Origin of the sequence: Streptomyces sp. NPDC007901, from assembly GCF_042959465.1 — a bacterium.
Classification (GTDB): domain Bacteria; phylum Actinomycetota; class Actinomycetes; order Streptomycetales; family Streptomycetaceae; genus Streptomyces.
This window is the reverse complement of the sequence record NZ_JBIBKW010000002.1, coordinates 341,221-356,788: the sequence shown is the minus strand read 5'-3', so window position 1 is coordinate 356,788 and position 15,568 is coordinate 341,221. Positions and strand designations below refer to the sequence as shown.

The following is a 15,568-nucleotide window of genomic DNA, read 5'->3' as shown; positions in this document are numbered from 1 at the left end:
CGAACGTCGATGACCGATGGATCACATGGAGGTCCCCTGGCCGAGGAGGGCACGAAGTGCCACCATGGAACCGGTCCGGGGACACCGTGAGGGTGCCTCGAGATGACTTGTTAGGAGCCGTTGTCATGACGCAGTTTTCGGCTGCCCAGACTGTGCAGAACAGCCCCTCCGACGGCAGCAGGACGCTGTACGGGGGTAAGGGCACCCGCCGCATCACGGTCCGCGACATCGCCCTCGCCAAGGAACGCGGCGAGAAGTGGCCCATGCTCACCGCGTACGACGCGATGACCGCCTCCGTCTTCGACGAGGCCGGGATCCCGGTCCTCCTGGTGGGCGACTCGGCGGGCAACTGCCACCTCGGGTACGAGTCGACGGTGCCCGTCACCCTCGACGAGATGACGATGCTGTCGGCGGCCGTGGTCCGCGGCACCCAGCGCGCCCTGATCGTCGGCGACCTGCCCTTCGGCTCCTACCAGGAGGGTCCGGTGCAGGCGCTGCGCTCGGCGACCCGGCTGGTGAAGGAGGCCGGTGTGGGGGCCGTCAAGCTGGAGGGCGGCGAGCGCTCCCACGAGCAGATCCGGCTCCTCGTCGAGTCCGGCATCCCCGTGATGGCGCACATCGGCCTGACCCCGCAGTCCGTCAACGCCATGGGCTACCGGGTCCAGGGCCGCGGCGAGGAGGCGGCCCAGCAGCTGCTGCGCGACGCCAAGTCGGTCCAGGACGCGGGCGCCTTCGCGGTCGTCCTCGAACTGGTCCCGGCGGAGCTGGCGGCCGAGGTGACCCGCGTGCTGCACATCCCGACGGTCGGCATCGGCGCCGGTCCCGACACCGACGCGCAGGTGCTCGTCTGGACCGACATGCTGGGCCTGACCTCGGGCCGGGTCCCGAAGTTCGTCAAGAAGTACGCGGACCTGCGCGAGGTCATGGGCAACGCGGCGAGGGCGTACGCCGAGGACGTCGTGGGCGGGGCGTTCCCGTCGGAGGAGCACTCCGTGCACTAGGGCTCCGCTGACCAGCCGCGATGCGCTCCGTCGTTCGTCTGCGGCCTCGTCGTGGCTGGTCGCGCCCACGCGGCGGAGCCGCATATCAGGTGCAGCCCCGCGCCCCTACGGGACGCGTCCTTCGGGGCGCGCCGAACAACGGGGCTGGTGAGACCACTGCGGAAACACCGGGGCCGGCCCGCCGATCTTCCCCCGTCGGCGGGCCGGCTGCCGTATGCGGTCAGAGCGGCGCGGGCCGGCTCCAGCGGAGCTCGCCGTCCTGCCGGATGTCCGTGGGGAGCAGGCCGGCGGCTGTGGCGACCGCGGCCGAGGCGTGGTGGTCGGGGTGGATGTGGGCGATGACCGTCGGCACCCGCTGCCGGGTGAGCCAGTCGACGAGGGCGCGGGCCGCCTCCGTGGCGATGCCGCGTCCCTGCCACGGGGTGCCCACCACCCAGGCGATCTCCGCGACGACACCGGTGACCGTCGCCTGGACGTAGCCCGTGAGGCAGGAGTCGGGGCGGAGGCGGATCACCCAGTTCAGCCAGGAGACGGCCGGGTCGGGGGAGCCGGTGGTGAGGCGCTGGTAGCGGGAGCGGAGGGCCTCGGGGGTGTCCGGGGTGCCGCCGGTGAAGGTGTGCAGGGCCGGGTCGGAGAGCGCCGCGGCCATCTCCTCGGCGTGGTCGACGCGCAGCGGCAGCAGGTCGAGCCGGTCGGTGCTGATGGCCTGGGCCTCGCGTGTGGTCACGCCGTGAAAGGTACGCCCCCGTTCGTGTCGGCGGGCCGTCGGTGGCTGTCGGCCGGGGTGTAGGCGGGCTGTCGGCGGTTTGTCGGTACGGCCTGGCACGGTTCTTCCCATGACGCGAAACGACAACAACGCCGTGACCGTTCGGGGGCTGGTGAAGCACTACGGCGACACCAAGGCGCTCGACGGAGTTGATCTGGACGTCCGCGAGGGCACCGTGATGGGGGTCCTCGGACCCAACGGGGCCGGCAAGACGACCCTGGTGCGGATCCTGTCCACGCTGCTGAAGCCGGACGCGGGAGAGGCGACCGTCGCCGGGTACGACGTGCTGCGCCAGCCCCGCCAGCTGCGCCGGGTGATCGGCCTGACCGGGCAGTACGCCTCGGTCGACGAGAAGCTGCCCGGCTGGGAGAACCTGTACATGATCGGGCGGCTGCTGGACCTGCCGCGGAAGGACGCCCGGGCCCGGGCCGACGAGCTGCTGGAGCGGTTCTCGCTGACGGACGCCGCCAAGCGGCCGGCCGGCACCTACTCCGGCGGTATGCGGCGCCGGCTCGACCTCGCCGCCTCGATGATCGGCCACCCCCAGGTGCTGTACCTGGACGAGCCGACCACCGGTCTCGACCCGCGCACCCGGAACGAGGTGTGGGCCGAGGTCAAGACGATGGTCGGTGAGGGGGTGACCGTGCTGCTCACCACCCAGTACATGGAGGAGGCCGAGCAGCTCGCCACCGAGCTGACCGTCGTGGACCGCGGGAAGGTCATCGCGAACGGCCGGGTGGAGGAGTTGAAGGCGAAGGTCGGCGGGCGCACGCTGCGCGTCCGGCCGGTCGATCCGCTGCAGGTCCGGCCGCTCGCCACCATGATCGACGAGCTGGGCATCACCGGGCTCGCCTCCACGACCGTCGACACCGAGAGCGGCGCCCTGCTGGTGCCGATCCTCAGCGACGAGCAGCTGACCGCCGTGGTCGGCGCCGTCACCGCGCGCGGTATCACCATCAGCTCCATCACCACCGAACTGCCCAGCCTGGACGAGGTGTTCCTGTCCCTCACCGGCCACCGTGCCAGTGCCCCGCAGGACGCCACGCCCGCCGACGACCGCCAGGAGGTCGCCGTATGAGCGCCGCAACCGCAACCGCCACCCATGCCGCCGCGGACGCCCGTATCCCGCTGCGCGGTCATCTGCGGCACACCGGAGCCCTGGTCCGCCGGAACCTGCTGTGGATCCGGCAGGACCCCGAGTCGATGTTCGACGCGCTGCTGATGCCGGTCGTGTTCACGCTGCTGTTCGTGTACGTCTTCGGCGGCTCGATCGGGCAGGCGCTCGGCGGCGGCCAGGACGGGTACGTCCAGTACGTCATCCCGGGCATGATCGCGATGATGAGCATGACGCTCTCGCAGGGCGTCGGCACCGGCTTCAGCCAGGACTTCAACTCCGGTGTGATGGACCGGTTCCGGTCGCTGCCGATCGGGCGCGGCTCGGTGCTGTTCGCGAAGATCTCGGTCGAGCTGGTGCGGATGCTGTTCGCGACGGCCGTGCTGATGATCGTCGCCGTGCTGGTCGGGTTCCACATCACCCACTGGGCCGGGCTGTTCGCCGCGGTCGGCCTGTCCGCGGTGTTCGCCTCGTCGATCATGTGGGTGTTCCTCACCCTGGGCGTGATCCTGAAGAACGCGCAGTCCGTGCAGGCGATGGGGTTCCTGGTGCTGTTCCCGCTGCAGTTCGGCTCGTCGATCTTCGCGCCGACGAACTCGATGCCGGGCTGGCTGCAGGCCTTCACCGACTACAACCCGCTGTCCACGCTGGCCGACGCGGCGCGCGGACTGATGGTGGGCGGCCCGGTCGCGCACGACCTGTGGGTGACGCTGGGCTGGTCGGTGGCGATCACGGCGGTGGCGGCACCGTACGCGATCCACAAGTTCCGCACGAAGAGCTGACGTTCACCAGCACACAGGTCAGATCAGGGCGGTGGCCTCCGCGAGGGAGAGGCCACCGCCCTCGGCGTACGCGGACGCGTAGGCCCCGTCGTCGGCGAGGGCGGCCCGGACCCGGCCCTCCGCCCGTTCGCGGGTGGTGCGCTCCATGCCGACGGCGACATGGCCGGCCGGCACCAGGACGTCGGCGGCGCCCAGGCAGCGGGCGGCGTCCCGGGCCCGGGTGCCCCCGTCGGCGCCGGCCAGGGCGACCGCGGCGACGGTCATGCAGACGGACGGCAGATGCGGGGTGATGGCCTCGCTCAGCGGGTCGGCGGCGAGCCGCAGGGCCTGCCGGATCTTGTCCAGGGCCGCCGCGGAGAGGCCGTCGAGGGCGTCCGCCCAGGCCTCCTGGGTGAGGATCAGGGCGTCGAAGACGACGAAGTGCGCGATCTTGAACTCCTCGCGCAGCAGCCGGAGTTGCTCTCGGGCGTCGTCGAGGTGGCCGTTCAGCAGGAGCCATGAGGTGAGGAAGAGCCGGGCGGCGGGCATCGCCTCGTTGCTCAGGACGTCGTTGTCGGCGATGACCTGGCGCAGCAGCCGTTCGCCGCGCTCGGACTCGCCCGACTCGATCAGCACGCTGCCGAGGCGGGCGTTGAGCACGGCGACCTGGGAGCGGGCGCCGAGCAGGCCGGCGTGCTCGATGGCGGCCTCGTAGTCCGCGGCCGCCGCCGGGTACTCGCCCCTGCGCTCCCGGGACTCGGCCCGCGCCGAGAAGGCCTCGGCGGCACCCCAGTCGTCCCCGAGTCGCTCGAAGAGCTCCAGCGACTCGTCCGCGTCGCGGGTGGCGTCGCCCGCCCAGGCCATGCGGTTGGCGAGCAGGTTGCCGCGCATCGCGAGGGAGGCGGCCAGCTCCCAGTCGTAGCCGGGTGTCCGCCGGCAGGTGTCGACGGCGGCGTCGAGGACGGTCCGCAGCCGGTCCAGGCCGCCGGTCAGCATCACGGCGAAGATCCAGAACATCCCCGGGGCCCGGCAGGTCTGCGGCAGGCCGGGCTCGTAGGCCTCGGTGACGGCCCGCAGCTTGGCCTGCGCCTCGGGGGTCTGCCAGATGTCCAGCTCCGTGTCCATGCAGGCCAGATGGGCCAGATGGAGACCACGCCGGGCCTCCTCGAGGACCTCGCCGCTGTACGGCGGCGGGGCCTCGGTGCAGCGCTGCCAGACCGGTTCGGCACTGCGGACCGGTGCCGCGTAGGGGTCGGGGCCGAGGGTCATCACGTCGGCGCACCAGGTGCGGGTCTCGATGCGCTGGTCGTGCAACTGCCAGTACCAGAACAGGGAGTGCAGCAGGCAGAGCCCCTCCTGCTCGTCCCGCACGGCCACCGCGTGCCGCAGGGCGGTGCGCAGGTTCTCGTACTCCAGCTGGAACCGCGCGATGGCGGCCCGCTGTCCGGGGCCGCGCAGCAACGGGTCGGTGGTGCGGGCGAGTTCGCGGTAGTACGTCAGATGGGCGCGTTCGGCGGCGGCCCGCTCGCCGCTCTCGTCGAGGCGTTCGCCGGCGTACTCGGCGACGGTCTCCAGGAGCCGGTAGCGCATCCCGTTCCCGTCCGAGGGGGCCGCCACCACCAGGGACTTGTCGACCAGGGAGCCGAGCGCGTCGAGGGCGGCGGGGCCGCAGACGGCCTCGGCGGCGGTCAGGTCGCAGCCGCCCGCGAAGACGGAGAGCCGGCCGAGGACGTCCCGTTCGCCGGCGTCGAGCAGGTCCCAGGACCAGTCGACGACCGCGCGCAGGGTCTGCTGGCGGGGCAGCACGGTTCGGCTGCCGGAGGTGAGGAGGCGGAAGCGGTCGTCGAGCCGGTCGGCTATCTGGCGGGGGGTGAGCATCCGCAGCCGGGCGGCGGCCAGTTCGATGGCGAGGGGCAGTCCGTCCAGGCGGCGGCAGATCTCGGCGCAGGCCGCCGCGGTCTCCTCGTCGGCGTCGACGGTGAAGCCGGGCCGGGCCGCGGCGCCCCGGTCGGCGAGCAGCCGGAGCGCCTTCGGCCCGGGCAGCGGCTCCACCGGTCGCAGCAACTCCCCCGGCACCCCGAGGGGTTCGCGGCTGGTGGCCAGGATCGTCAGGTCCGGGCAGCGCTCCAGGAGCTGGGCCGCGAGGTCGGCCGCCGCGTCCACCAGGTGCTCGCAGTTGTCGAGGACGATCAGCATCCGGCGCCGGGCGCAGTGCTCGACGAGCCGCCCGACCGGGTCGTCGTGCCGCTCGGCGGCGGCCCGCATGCCCTCGGCACCGGCGCCGTACAGCACGGTCTCGCGGGCGCCGAGCGCGCTGAGCACGGCCTCGGGGACGGCGGCCGGGTCGTCGACGGGGGCCAGCTCGGCCAGCCAGACCCCGTCCCGGGCGGCGTACCGCACGGTCTCGGCGGCCTCCTGCGACAGCCGGGTCTTGCCCGCCCCGCCGGGCCCGAGCAGGGTGACCAGGCGGGCGGCGCCGAGGTCGCCCCGGATGGCCTCGATGTCGGCCTCGCGCCCGACGAAGGAGGTGAGCCGGGCCCGCAGGTTGCCGGGCCGGGACGGGGCCTCGACGGCCACCGCGGGCGCCGGGTCCAGCAACTCGGCGTGCAGCGCCCGCAGTTCCGGCCCGGGGTCGGAACCGAGGCGGTCGGCGAGCAGACGGCGTACGGCGTCGTAGGCGGCCAGCGCCTCGGCGGTGCGGCCGGTGCCGTGCAGGACGCGCAGGCGCAGCGCCTGGAGGGGTTCGTCGAGGGGGTGGGCGTCGCACAGGGCGGTCAGCTCGGGCAGGGACTGCTCGGCCTGGCCGAGGGCGAAAGCGGCGGTGTGGCGGGCCCGCAGCGCGTCCAGGCGGCGGACGTCGACACGGGCGGCCTCGGCGGTGCGGTCGGGCAGGTCGGCGAGGGCCGGGCCGTGCCACAGGGCGAGGGCGTCGTCGAGGACGGTGGCCGCCTTGGCCGGGTCGCTGTCGGCGAGGGCGCGCAGGCCCTCGCCGGTGAGCCGCTCGAAGCGGTGCAGGTCGACGTCGTCGGGGGCGGCGGCGAGCCGGTAGCCGCCCTCGGTGGAGTCGATCGCGTCCGCGCCGAGCGCCCGCCGCAGCCGGCCGACCAGCGCCTGCAGCGCGCCGCTGGCGTCGGCGGGGGGCTCGTCACCCCAGACCTCGTCGACGAGCAGCCCTGCGGGCACCCCGCGCCCGGCCCGCAGGGCGAGCACGGTCAGCAGGGCACGCAGCCGCGCCCCGCCCACGGGAACGGCCGTGCCGTCGGGGCGGAGTGCCTGGGTGGTGCCGAGGATCCGGTAGCGCACGGGGTCCATTGTCCCTGGGGACGTCGGTGACGGTCACGGGGTTTCGCCGACGGGGTGTCGCCGCCCGGCCGTGGGGGCCGGGAAGCCCGGTCCGGGAGCGTCAGGGGCGCAGTACGTGGGTGGTGTCCGGGGTGTCGAGGGTGACGAGGGCGCCGCAGGTGCGGCGGACCCTGCGCCGGCCGGCCGTGGTGCCGAGGTCGGTCTCGCCGAACCACTTCGGGCAGCGGTCGGCGGGAACCGTCGTGAGGGTCCCGGGCACCGCCTCCAGGCCGCGTCCCGTGCTCCGGAACACGAGGCCCCCCTCCCCCGGATCCTCCGGGTCCTCCGGTTCCACCGGCACCGGCTCGGGGGCGCCGAAGCGGAACTCCTCGTGGACCAGGGCGACGGCGTGCACCCGGCCGGTGGTGGGGAGGTCGGGGCCGCCGTGGTTCTCCACCCAGGCCTCGGCGCCGTACCCGGCGTTCTCCCGCCGGGCCCGGGCGCCGTACGCGACGAGCTTCCAGGCCACCTCGTCGCCCACCGCGAACGGGGTGCCGCAGCACTCCATCTGCCAGTCCTCGTAGAACACCTTCAGCAGGGGCATGGCACCAGCCTCCGGGAACCGAACGCCCGTCGCGAACCGTTTTCACTTGCGCCGAGAGGTATTTCCCCAGCACCCGAGGCGTTTTTCCGCCGCGCCAGGTACGGTCGGTCGGACCCGCGTCGACCACCCAGCCCTCCAGGAGCCCCGCCCATGACCGCCACCACCGCCCGCTCCAGCGAACGGCGGATCAGTCCTGTCTTCGTCGGGATCCTCGCCGTCACGGCGGTCACCGGGTGGGCCACCTGGACCGGGTTCGCCGAGCAGCCCGGGGTCGCGGTGTTCCTGTTCGTGACGGCGGCCTGGATCGTCTCCCTGTGCCTGCACGAGTACGCGCACGCGCGCACCGCCCTGCACGGCGGGGACATCACCGTGGGCGCGAAGGGCTATCTGACCCTGAACCCGCTGAAGTACACCCACGCGCTGCTGAGCATCGTGCTCCCGGTGCTGTTCGTGATCATGGGCGGGATCGGCCTGCCCGGCGGCGCCGTCTTCATCGAGCGGAGCCGGATCCGGGGCCGCTGGCGGCACAGCCTGATCTCGGCCGCCGGTCCGCTGACGAACGTGCTGTTCGCCGCCGTCTGCACCGCCCCCTTCTGGCTGGACGCCCTGGACGGCGTGCCGCGCGACTTCCGCTACGCCCTCGCCTTCCTCGCCCTGCTCCAGGTCACGGCCGCGATCCTGAACTTCCTGCCGGTGCCGGGCCTGGACGGCTACGGCGTGATCGAGCCCTGGCTGTCGTACAACGTCAAGCGCCAGGTGGAGCCGTTCGCGCCGTTCGGCCTGCTGTTCGTGTTCGCGCTGCTGTGGGTGCCGTCGATCAACAGCGCGTTCTTCGACGTGATCGACGCGCTGCTGCGCGGGCTGGGCGTGGACGACCTCAACCGGTACTGCGGTCAGGAGCTCTACCGCTTCTGGCAGGGCACGAACGAGTTCTGCTCCGTCGCCGGCTGACCCTCACGCCGACAGCGGGAACTCCTCGCCCAGCTCCCGGAACACCGCCGTGTTGAGGGCGAACGCCCGCTTGCACTCGGCCACCACCCGCTGCTTCTCCAGGTCGTCGGCGTCGACCGCGTCCAGCAGTTCGCGGTAACCGCGCGTGAAGGCCGCCGGGTTGGATGATCTGGCCGCCGGAGAGGTCGCCGAGGTAGCGGGTGTCATGGTGGGCGACGTAACCGGCGGGCCACCGCTCGGCGCACTCCCGCACCCGCGCCGCGTACTCCTCCGTCGCGGGCAGCGCGGTGAGCCCCGTCCGCCACTCGGCCCCGCGCAGATGCGCCAGGTCCCGCTCCAGCGCCGCCAGCCGGTACAGCTCCGGCCGCACGAACGGCCCGGCCACCGGGTCCGAGGCCGGCCACCGGGTCCGAGGCCGGCAGCCCGGCCACGCCGCTCTCCAGCGCGTCGTAGACGAACCGTTACCGACACCATGTCGGCAAAAACGTACCGGAAAAGGCCCGCCCTCCGAGGGGAGAGCGGGCCGGGCGGCGGAAGGGGGGGTCGGGTTACGGCAGGGTCAGGATCTCCGCGCCGGTGTCCGTCACCACCAGCGTGTGCTCGAACTGCGCGGTCCGCCTGCGGTCCTTGGTGACGACCGTCCAGCCGTCGTCCCACATGTCGTACTCGTGCGTCCCGAGCGTCAGCATCGGCTCGATCGTGAAGGTCATCCCGGGCTGCATCACGGTCGTCGCGTGCGGGCTGTCGTAGTGCGGGATGATCAGCCCGGAGTGGAACGACGAGTTGATCCCGTGCCCCGTGAAGTCACGCACCACCCCGTAGCCGAAGCGCTTGGCGTACGACTCGATGACGCGGCCGATGATGTTGATCTGCCGGCCCGGCTTGACCGCCTTGATCGCCCGGTCCAGCGACTCCCGGGTCCGCTCGACGAGCAGCCGGCTCTCCTCGTCGACCTCCCCGACCAGGTAGGTCGCGTTGTTGTCGCCGTGCACCCCGCCGATGTACGCGGTCACGTCCAGGTTGACGATGTCACCGTCCTGGAGAACCGTCGAGTCCGGAATGCCGTGGCAGATGACCTCGTTGACGCTGGTGCACAGGGACTTGGGGAAACCGCGGTAGCCGAGCGTGGACGGGTAGGCCCCGTGGTCGCACATGTACGCGTGCGCCACCTTGTCGAGCTCGTCCGTCGTCACACCCGGCGCGATGATCCTCGCGGCCTCCTCCATCGCCTGCGCGGCGATACGGCCGGCGATCCGCATCGCCTCGACGGTCTCCGGGGTCTGCACCTCGGGCCCGGTGTACGGGGTCGGCGCGGGTTTGCCGACGTACTCGGGGCGGCGGATGTTTCCGGGTACCGAACGGGTGGGAGAGAGCTCCCCTGGTACGAGCAGCGACTGGCCAGACATGCCAGCGAGTCTAACCAGCGTGCATGCGGGAACATGTGGATGGCGAAAGGAGCCGGTCATGGCCCTGTTCAAGAAGCGGACCGTCGCGAAGGCGGGCGAGTGGTACTACTGCCTGCAGCACAAGAAGGTCGAGGAAGGCCCCGAGTGCCCCGCCAAGGACCGGTTCGGCCCTTACGCCACCCGTGAGGAGGCCGAGCACGCGATGGAGATCGCGCGGGAGCGCAACCTCCAGTGGGAGAACGACCCGAAGTGGCACGACGCGCCGGCCGGGGACGCCTCGGACGAGGACTGAGTCACCCCCGATCAGGACTGATCAGGTCTGGGTGGGGGTGGCTTCGGTGGTGGCGGTTCCCGCGGCGGCGGTGCGCTGGGCGCGCAGTCGTACGGCGTGTTCGTCGGTCCGCGCGTCGTACGACATCAGGGCGGGCAGGCACAGGGCCAGCAGGCCGACCGCGCCCGTGCAGAGCAGGCCGCCCGCGCCGACGGACGCCCGTACCCCCAGCCAACCGGCCATGCCGCCGGCCCGGACCTGGCCGAGGGTCGGACCCACCGAGTACGACAGCAGCTCGATCCCGGCGAGCCGGCCGCGGAGTTCGTCGGGGATCGTCTGGTTCCACATGATGCCGCGGAAGATCCCGCTGACCATGTCGCAGCCGCCGGCGACGGTGAGGAAGAGCAGCACCAGCCATACGTTCGCCACGGCGCCGGCGGCGGCGATCGCGAGGCCCCACAGCGCGGCGGCCAGCACCACCATCCGCCCGTGCCGGTGCACGCGGGACGTCCAGCCGCTGACGAGGCTCACGATGAGCGCCCCGGCCGGGACGCTCGCGTACATCAGCCCCAGGGACCACTCCGCGTGCAAGTCGTCGGCCAGGAAGGGGAGCACGGCGAGCGGCATCGCCAGGAACATCGCGGCGAGGTCGACGGCGTAGGTGCCGAGGAGTTCCTTGCGGCTCCAGGCGTAGCGGGCGCCTTCGGCGATGGAGCGGAGGGAGGGCCGGGCGGCCTCGTGGGAGGCGGGGGACGCGGCGATGGGGACGATCAGGACGACGGAGACCAGGAACGTGACGAGATCGGCGCCGTAGGCCCAGCCGAGGCCCGCGTACGCCACGACCAGGCCGGCGACGGCGGGGCCCGCGACGCCGCCGACCGTCCAGCGGAACGAGTTGAGGGCCGCCGCGGCCGGGAGGTCGTCATGGGCGACGATCCTCGGCCAGAGCGAGTCGAGCGCCGGGCGCTGGACCGACCCGAGGGCGGAGGAGAGCGCGGCGACGGCGTACAGCGGCCAGACGGCGGGGTGCGGCAGCAGGGCGTTCACCAGCAGGCCCGCGCTGAGCAGCCCCTGACCGGCCTCGGTCCACACGATCAGCGTGCGCTTGTCGAGGGCGTCGGCGAGGGCGCCGCCGTACAGGCCGAACACGATGAGCGGCAGCAGCTCGACCGCGCCGATGGCTCCTACGGCGGTGGCGGACCCGGTGAGGTCCTTGATCTGCACCGGAAGCGCGACGAACGTCAGAAAACTCCCGAAGTTGCTGACGAGCCCGGAGACCCACAGCCGCCGGAAGTCGACGGAGGCGTGCCAGGGGGCGAGGTCGGGGAGGAGACGGCTGCTCACGCCGACCCATGGTGAATCCTGCCCTCCGCCCCAGCAAACCCTTTTCGCCCCCACCCACCCGACTCGGTCGGCCGAGAGGCGAGGGGAGGGGGATCGGGCAGCCGCGTCTCGATCGGCGGCGGGCGAGGGGCCGGGGGGCGGGTGGGAGGCCGCTCGATCGGGTGCGGCGCGGTGGGGGCTGGTCGCGCCCACGCGGCGGAGCCGCACGTCGAATACAGCCCCGCGCCCCTTCAGAGCGCGTTGCCGCGGCGCCCCTTCAGGGGCGCGGGGAACTGCGCGAGCAACCACCACGCACCCGCAGCCGACATCCGTGGCCGCGCCACCCCGGCTTCCTACTCCCGCCCTTCCTCACAGTGGGTGGGTGGGCGGAGTCACCAGGGCGGCGGAGGCGGGGCCGTCACCGTTTCCGCCAGGCGGGTGAGGCGGTCTCGGAAGCGGCGGCGCCCCCGGGGGGACGGTCCGTTCTCGCCGGTTGCCGCGCTGACGAGGTGTTGGACCGTGTCCAGGTCGAGTTCCGCGCCCTCGGGGACGGCGAGGGTCTCGTGGGCCATCGCGGTGAGCGCGCCGTCCGCGGCGGTGGACAGGGCGAGGACGGTCACGCCCGCCCGGCGGGCCGTGTGGACCCGCTCCAGCAGGGCGTCGGTCTCCCCCGGCGCCACCACCAGCAGCGTCTCTCCCCGGCGGGCCGCCTCGATGCGGCCGGGGCCGACCGCGAGGTGCGCCGGGTCGGTCGGGCGGGCGCCGTGCCGTACGAGCGTCGGCGCCAGTTCCGGCGTACCGGACCACGCCGCCTCGTCCACCAGGTGCGCGGCGAGGTGCCACGGCTCGTAGTCCGGGGTGCCCAGCAGCAGCAGTCCGCCGCCGTGACCGACCACCGAGCCCCGCAGTGCGCCCGCGAATCTCCGCGTCGCCCCCAACCACTCGGTCCCGGCCAGCACTTCACGCAACAACGCGACCCGTACGGCGTCCATGCCCCCGCATACTGCCGCAATCGACCACTCGTGACGCGGAGTTCACCCCGAATTCGCCCAACCCGGGGAGGAGGCGGCCCATGAGCGACGCAGAAGCAAGCATTCCCTTTCGCGCGGGCAAAGAGGGGTACGCCAGTTTCCGGATCCCGGCGGTGGTGGTCTCCCGGGCGGGCACCGTGCTCGCCTTCTGTGAGGGGAGGGTGGACTCCGCCGCCGATTACGGGCACATCGACATCGTGGTGAAGAGGTCGAGCGACGGCGGGCGTACCTGGGGGGCGCTCCAGGTCGCCGCGAGCAACGGGACCGATCTCGCCGGGAACCCCGCTCCCGTCGTGCTCGACACCGGCCGGATCCTGCTCGTGCACGTGCGCAGCGCCGCCTCCGCCACCGAGGACGCCATCCTGCGCGGGCAGGTGTCGGACGCCGACGGGCGGCGGGTGTGGGTGCAGCACAGTGACGACGACGGGGTGACCTGGTCGGCTCCGGTCGAGATCACCAAGTCCGTGAAGAAGGCCGGGTGGCGGTGGTACGCCACCACCCCGGGGCATGCCCTGCAGCTGCGGTCGGGGCGGGTCGTCGTACCCGGCAACCACACCCTTCCGCCGGCCGGGACCGACAACGGGACCGAGGGGAAGTACAACAGCGGGCACTGTCTGCTCAGCGACGACCGCGGCGAGACCTGGTATCTCGGGTACCTCGACGAGAACACCAACGGGTACGTCAATGTGAATGAGACCACCGCCGCCGAACTTCCTGACGGGCGCGTCTACTTCAACACCCGCAACGACTCCCCGGCGCCGGGGAACCGGGCCGACGCGCACTCGAAGGACGGCGGGAGGACGCTGGTGAAGCCGTTCCGGCCGCAGGCGGGGCTCGCCGCGCCCGTGTGCGAGGCCAGCGTGCTCCAACTGCGCGATCCGGACGTGCTGCTGTACTCCGGGCCGGGTGATCCGGCCGCCCGCGCCCTGATGACGATCCGCGCCTCCGCCGACGGCGGTACCACCTGGCGGTCCGCGTACACCGTGGACGGACTGCCCGCCGCCTACTCCGATCTGACCCGGGTCGACGCGACCACCGTGGGGCTCCTGTACGAGACGGGCGACTTCAGCGCGTACACGACGATCACGTTCCGGCGGGTGCCGGTGAACCGGCTCACCTGACCGGGTACGGCCGTCGGCCCGGACGTAGAGTCGGCCCATGACCTCTACCGACAGTGCACAGCAGCCGGCGGCCGACAAGGCTCCCGCCCCCGCCAAGGACCCCTGGGACCTGCCCGACGTCTCCGGCCTGGTCGTGGGCGTGCTCGGCGGCACCGGGCCGCAGGGCAAGGGCCTCGCCTACCGGCTGGCCCGGGCCGGCCAGAAGGTGATCATCGGTTCCCGGGCCGCCGAGCGCGCGCAGGCCGCCGCCGACGAGCTCGGGCACGGTGTCGAGGGCGCCGACAACGCCGAGTGCGCGCGCCGCAGCGACCTCGTGATCGTCGCCGTGCCGTGGGACGGGCACGGCAAGACGCTGGAGTCGCTGCGCGAGGAACTGGCCGGCAAGATCGTCGTGGACTGCGTCAACCCGCTCGGCTTCGACAAGAAGGGCGCCTACGCGCTCAAGCCGGAGGAGGGCAGTGCGGCGGAGCAGGCCGCGGCGCTGCTGCCGGACTCGCGGGTCACGGCCGCGTTCCACCACCTCTCGGCCGTACTGCTCCAGGACCCGGAGATCCAGGAGATCGACACCGATGTGATGGTGCTCGGCGAGGTACGGGCCGATGTCGAGATCGTGCAGGCGCTGGCCGGGCGGATCCCCGGGATGCGCGGCGTCTTCGCGGGGCGGCTGCGCAACGCCCACCAGGTGGAGTCCCTGGTCGCGAACCTGATCTCGGTCAACCGCCGCTACAAGGCACACGCCGGGCTCCGGGTCACGGACGTCTGAGCGGATGGGGGACACTGGTGGATGCCAGCAGTGTCCCCCTCGTCATGAGAAAGCGACCCCTATGCCCCGCCTCGCCCTGTACGCCCTGGCCGTCTGCGTCCTCGCGGTCGTCGCCGCCGTCGTCTCCTTCGTCCAGGGCAGCTGGCTGATCGGCGTGGTCTGGGTGCTGCTGACGGGGCTGTCGTCCAACATGACCTGGTACTACGCGAAGCGCGGACGGCAGCAGGAGAAGTCGGTCACCAACTGATCACCAGCGGTCGGCCCCCGGCTGTCGCTCCTCGCCCTCCAGGAAGACCCGCCCGCCGATCTCGACCCAGCCGAACGGCTGGGGTGCGGTGAGGATCTGCGAGCCCCTGCCCTGGGTGATGTTCAGGGCCCGGCCCAGCTGCGCGGTGAGCAGCAGCGCCGCCGCACCGGTCGCCTCGTCCTCGTCGATGCCGTCGTTCCGGCCGGGGAAGGCGCGGGCGCGGACCCGGCCCGCCGACTCGTCCTCCCACGCCCACGCGTAGATCCTCCCCCAGACTTCGTCCGGGGGGACCCCCATCTCGCTTCGCTCGCCCGGCGGCGGCACCTGCAGCGCGTTCACCTCGGCGGCGGTGGCGTACTGGCGCAGGGTGCGCGGCGGGGCCCACTCCGGGAGCGCCTCGATCCAGCTGAACTCCCCGTCGAGGCGGGCGCCGACCACCCCGGCCGGTGTGACCAGTTCGGGCACGTCCAGCAGCCAGGCCGTGCCGACGCAGGGGTGCCCGGCGAAGGGCAGCCGCAGGGTGGGGGTGTAGATGTCGACGACCCCGCGCTCGGGGTCGTCGACGAACACGGTCTCGCTGAACCCGAGCTTCGCCGCCAGCGCCTGCCGGTCCTCCCGCTCGGGCAGCACCGAGCCGTCCCGGACGACGCCCAGTTCGTTGCCGTACCCGCCGTTCGCCGCGCAGAAGACACGCAGCACGTCGTAATCAGTCACGGGGGCATTGAAGCATCCGGCGGACTGTCCCTCGGTACGACGGCGGCAGGCGGCGACCGCGAAGAGCGCGGCGGCGGCCGGCAGGGCGCGCGCGGTGAGGACGATGGGCAGGACGGGGGTGCCGGCGTCGGCGCGGGCCGCGGTGCCGCTCGCCACCGGCTGCGCCGAGGTGGGGCCCGGTGACGGTGTCTCCGCCTCGTCGGCCGCGCTGCC

At 72.8% G+C, this 15,568-nt stretch carries 15 protein-coding genes and 1 pseudogene; 8 read left to right on the top strand and 8 right to left on the bottom strand.

Translation table 11 applies throughout. The features are described from left to right. The first annotated feature begins 125 nt into the window (after positions 1–125). The gene (gene panB / locus ACFZDK_RS07380) at positions 126–1,001 is read left to right on the top strand and encodes a 3-methyl-2-oxobutanoate hydroxymethyltransferase (RefSeq protein WP_390970665.1); all 876 of its coding nucleotides are present in this window, start codon (positions 126–128) and stop codon (positions 999–1,001) included. A 220-nt stretch (positions 1,002–1,221) separates the two neighbouring features. On the opposite strand, the gene ACFZDK_RS07375 is transcribed toward panB, so the two are convergent. Next, the gene (locus ACFZDK_RS07375; protein WP_390970663.1) at positions 1,222–1,728 is read right to left on the bottom strand and encodes a GNAT family N-acetyltransferase; all 507 of its coding nucleotides are present in this window, start codon (positions 1,726–1,728) and stop codon (positions 1,222–1,224) included. A 109-nt stretch (positions 1,729–1,837) separates the two neighbouring features. On the opposite strand from ACFZDK_RS07375, the gene ACFZDK_RS07370 reads away from it, so the two are divergent. Both ACFZDK_RS07370 and ACFZDK_RS07365 read left to right on the top strand, forming a co-directional pair. Further along, entirely contained in the window at positions 1,838–2,845 is a 1,008-nt protein-coding gene (locus ACFZDK_RS07370; RefSeq protein ID WP_390970662.1) for an ATP-binding cassette domain-containing protein, read from the top strand. Further along, positions 2,842–3,663 (top strand): ABC transporter permease, encoded by an 822-nt coding sequence (locus ACFZDK_RS07365; RefSeq protein ID WP_390970661.1) that lies wholly within the window; start codon positions 2,842–2,844, stop codon positions 3,661–3,663. The genes ACFZDK_RS07370 and ACFZDK_RS07365 overlap by 4 nt, the downstream gene beginning before the upstream one ends. 18 nt (positions 3,664–3,681) lie before the next feature. Here ACFZDK_RS07365 and ACFZDK_RS07360 read toward each other — a convergent pair whose 3' ends face one another. Both ACFZDK_RS07360 and ACFZDK_RS07355 read right to left on the bottom strand, forming a co-directional pair. Next, positions 3,682–6,954: a BTAD domain-containing putative transcriptional regulator gene (locus tag ACFZDK_RS07360; protein WP_390970659.1), complete on the bottom strand. Its 3,273-nt coding sequence runs from the start codon at positions 6,952–6,954 to the stop codon at positions 3,682–3,684. Positions 6,955–7,045: 91 nt separating this feature from the next. Continuing rightward, complete coding sequence (locus ACFZDK_RS07355; protein WP_390970657.1) at positions 7,046–7,528, bottom strand: DUF6578 domain-containing protein; 483 nt, start codon at positions 7,526–7,528, stop codon at positions 7,046–7,048. A 150-nt stretch (positions 7,529–7,678) separates the two neighbouring features. Between ACFZDK_RS07355 and ACFZDK_RS07350 the strand changes: the two genes are divergently transcribed. Then, positions 7,679–8,479: a site-2 protease family protein gene (locus tag ACFZDK_RS07350; protein WP_390970656.1), complete on the top strand. Its 801-nt coding sequence runs from the start codon at positions 7,679–7,681 to the stop codon at positions 8,477–8,479. A 3-nt stretch (positions 8,480–8,482) separates the two neighbouring features. Here ACFZDK_RS07350 and ACFZDK_RS07345 read toward each other — a convergent pair. Both ACFZDK_RS07345 and map read right to left on the bottom strand, forming a co-directional pair. Then, positions 8,483–8,876 (bottom strand): annotated as a pseudogene (locus ACFZDK_RS07345) (heme oxygenase (biliverdin-producing)); the annotation flags it as partial. A 151-nt stretch (positions 8,877–9,027) separates the two neighbouring features. Further along, a complete protein-coding gene (gene map / locus ACFZDK_RS07340; RefSeq protein ID WP_390970654.1) occupies positions 9,028–9,885 on the bottom strand; it encodes a type I methionyl aminopeptidase in 858 nt (285 codons plus the stop codon). Positions 9,886–9,943: 58 nt separating this feature from the next. Here map and ACFZDK_RS07335 point away from each other — a divergent pair, with 58 nt between their 5' ends. After that, positions 9,944–10,177 (top strand): hypothetical protein, encoded by a 234-nt coding sequence (locus ACFZDK_RS07335; protein WP_390970652.1) that lies wholly within the window; start codon positions 9,944–9,946, stop codon positions 10,175–10,177. A gap of 21 nt (positions 10,178–10,198) precedes the next feature. Here ACFZDK_RS07335 and ACFZDK_RS07330 read toward each other — a convergent pair whose 3' ends face one another. Continuing rightward, on the bottom strand, positions 10,199–11,500 hold the full coding sequence (locus tag ACFZDK_RS07330; protein ID WP_390970650.1) for an MFS transporter: 1,302 nt from the start codon (positions 11,498–11,500) through the stop codon (positions 10,199–10,201). Between the two features lie 371 nt (positions 11,501–11,871). Then, positions 11,872–12,471, bottom strand: coding sequence for a hypothetical protein (locus ACFZDK_RS07325; protein ID WP_390970648.1), 600 nt, complete (start codon positions 12,469–12,471; stop codon positions 11,872–11,874). 80 nt (positions 12,472–12,551) lie between these two features. Here ACFZDK_RS07325 and ACFZDK_RS07320 point away from each other — a divergent pair, with 80 nt between their 5' ends. From ACFZDK_RS07320 to ACFZDK_RS07310, 3 genes are all read left to right on the top strand, one after another. Continuing rightward, on the top strand, positions 12,552–13,631 hold the full coding sequence (locus ACFZDK_RS07320; RefSeq protein ID WP_390970646.1) for an exo-alpha-sialidase: 1,080 nt from the start codon (positions 12,552–12,554) through the stop codon (positions 13,629–13,631). Positions 13,632–13,668: 37 nt separating this feature from the next. Further along, on the top strand, positions 13,669–14,394 hold the full coding sequence (gene npdG / locus ACFZDK_RS07315; protein WP_390970644.1) for an NADPH-dependent F420 reductase: 726 nt from the start codon (positions 13,669–13,671) through the stop codon (positions 14,392–14,394). A 61-nt stretch (positions 14,395–14,455) separates the two neighbouring features. Next, positions 14,456–14,641 (top strand): hypothetical protein, encoded by a 186-nt coding sequence (locus ACFZDK_RS07310; protein ID WP_390970642.1) that lies wholly within the window; start codon positions 14,456–14,458, stop codon positions 14,639–14,641. Here the strand turns inward: ACFZDK_RS07310 and ACFZDK_RS07305 are convergent, their stop codons facing one another. Next, positions 14,642–15,355, bottom strand: coding sequence for a PhzF family phenazine biosynthesis protein (locus ACFZDK_RS07305; RefSeq protein WP_390971585.1), 714 nt, complete (start codon positions 15,353–15,355; stop codon positions 14,642–14,644). Between the last annotated feature and the right edge of the window lie 213 nt (positions 15,356–15,568).

What these genes read in the sequence shown, in the direction of transcription:
- ACFZDK_RS07335 (WP_390970652.1), top strand. Translation starts at nt 9,944, where the DNA reads ATGGCCCTGTTCAAGAAGCGGACCGTCGCGAAGGCGGGCGAGTGGTAC.
- npdG (WP_390970644.1), top strand. Translation starts at nt 13,669, where the DNA reads ATGACCTCTACCGACAGTGCACAGCAGCCGGCGGCCGACAAGGCTCCC.
- ACFZDK_RS07355 (WP_390970657.1), bottom strand. Translation starts at nt 7,528, where the DNA reads ATGCCCCTGCTGAAGGTGTTCTACGAGGACTGGCAGATGGAGTGCTGC.
- ACFZDK_RS07310 (WP_390970642.1), top strand. Translation starts at nt 14,456, where the DNA reads ATGCCCCGCCTCGCCCTGTACGCCCTGGCCGTCTGCGTCCTCGCGGTC.
- ACFZDK_RS07370 (WP_390970662.1), top strand. Translation starts at nt 1,838, where the DNA reads ATGACGCGAAACGACAACAACGCCGTGACCGTTCGGGGGCTGGTGAAG.
- panB (WP_390970665.1), top strand. Translation starts at nt 126, where the DNA reads ATGACGCAGTTTTCGGCTGCCCAGACTGTGCAGAACAGCCCCTCCGAC.
- ACFZDK_RS07360 (WP_390970659.1), bottom strand. Translation starts at nt 6,954, where the DNA reads ATGGACCCCGTGCGCTACCGGATCCTCGGCACCACCCAGGCACTCCGC.
- ACFZDK_RS07365 (WP_390970661.1), top strand. Translation starts at nt 2,842, where the DNA reads ATGAGCGCCGCAACCGCAACCGCCACCCATGCCGCCGCGGACGCCCGT.
- ACFZDK_RS07325 (WP_390970648.1), bottom strand. Translation starts at nt 12,471, where the DNA reads ATGGACGCCGTACGGGTCGCGTTGTTGCGTGAAGTGCTGGCCGGGACC.
- ACFZDK_RS07350 (WP_390970656.1), top strand. Translation starts at nt 7,679, where the DNA reads ATGACCGCCACCACCGCCCGCTCCAGCGAACGGCGGATCAGTCCTGTC.
- map (WP_390970654.1), bottom strand. Translation starts at nt 9,885, where the DNA reads ATGTCTGGCCAGTCGCTGCTCGTACCAGGGGAGCTCTCTCCCACCCGT.
- ACFZDK_RS07320 (WP_390970646.1), top strand. Translation starts at nt 12,552, where the DNA reads ATGAGCGACGCAGAAGCAAGCATTCCCTTTCGCGCGGGCAAAGAGGGG.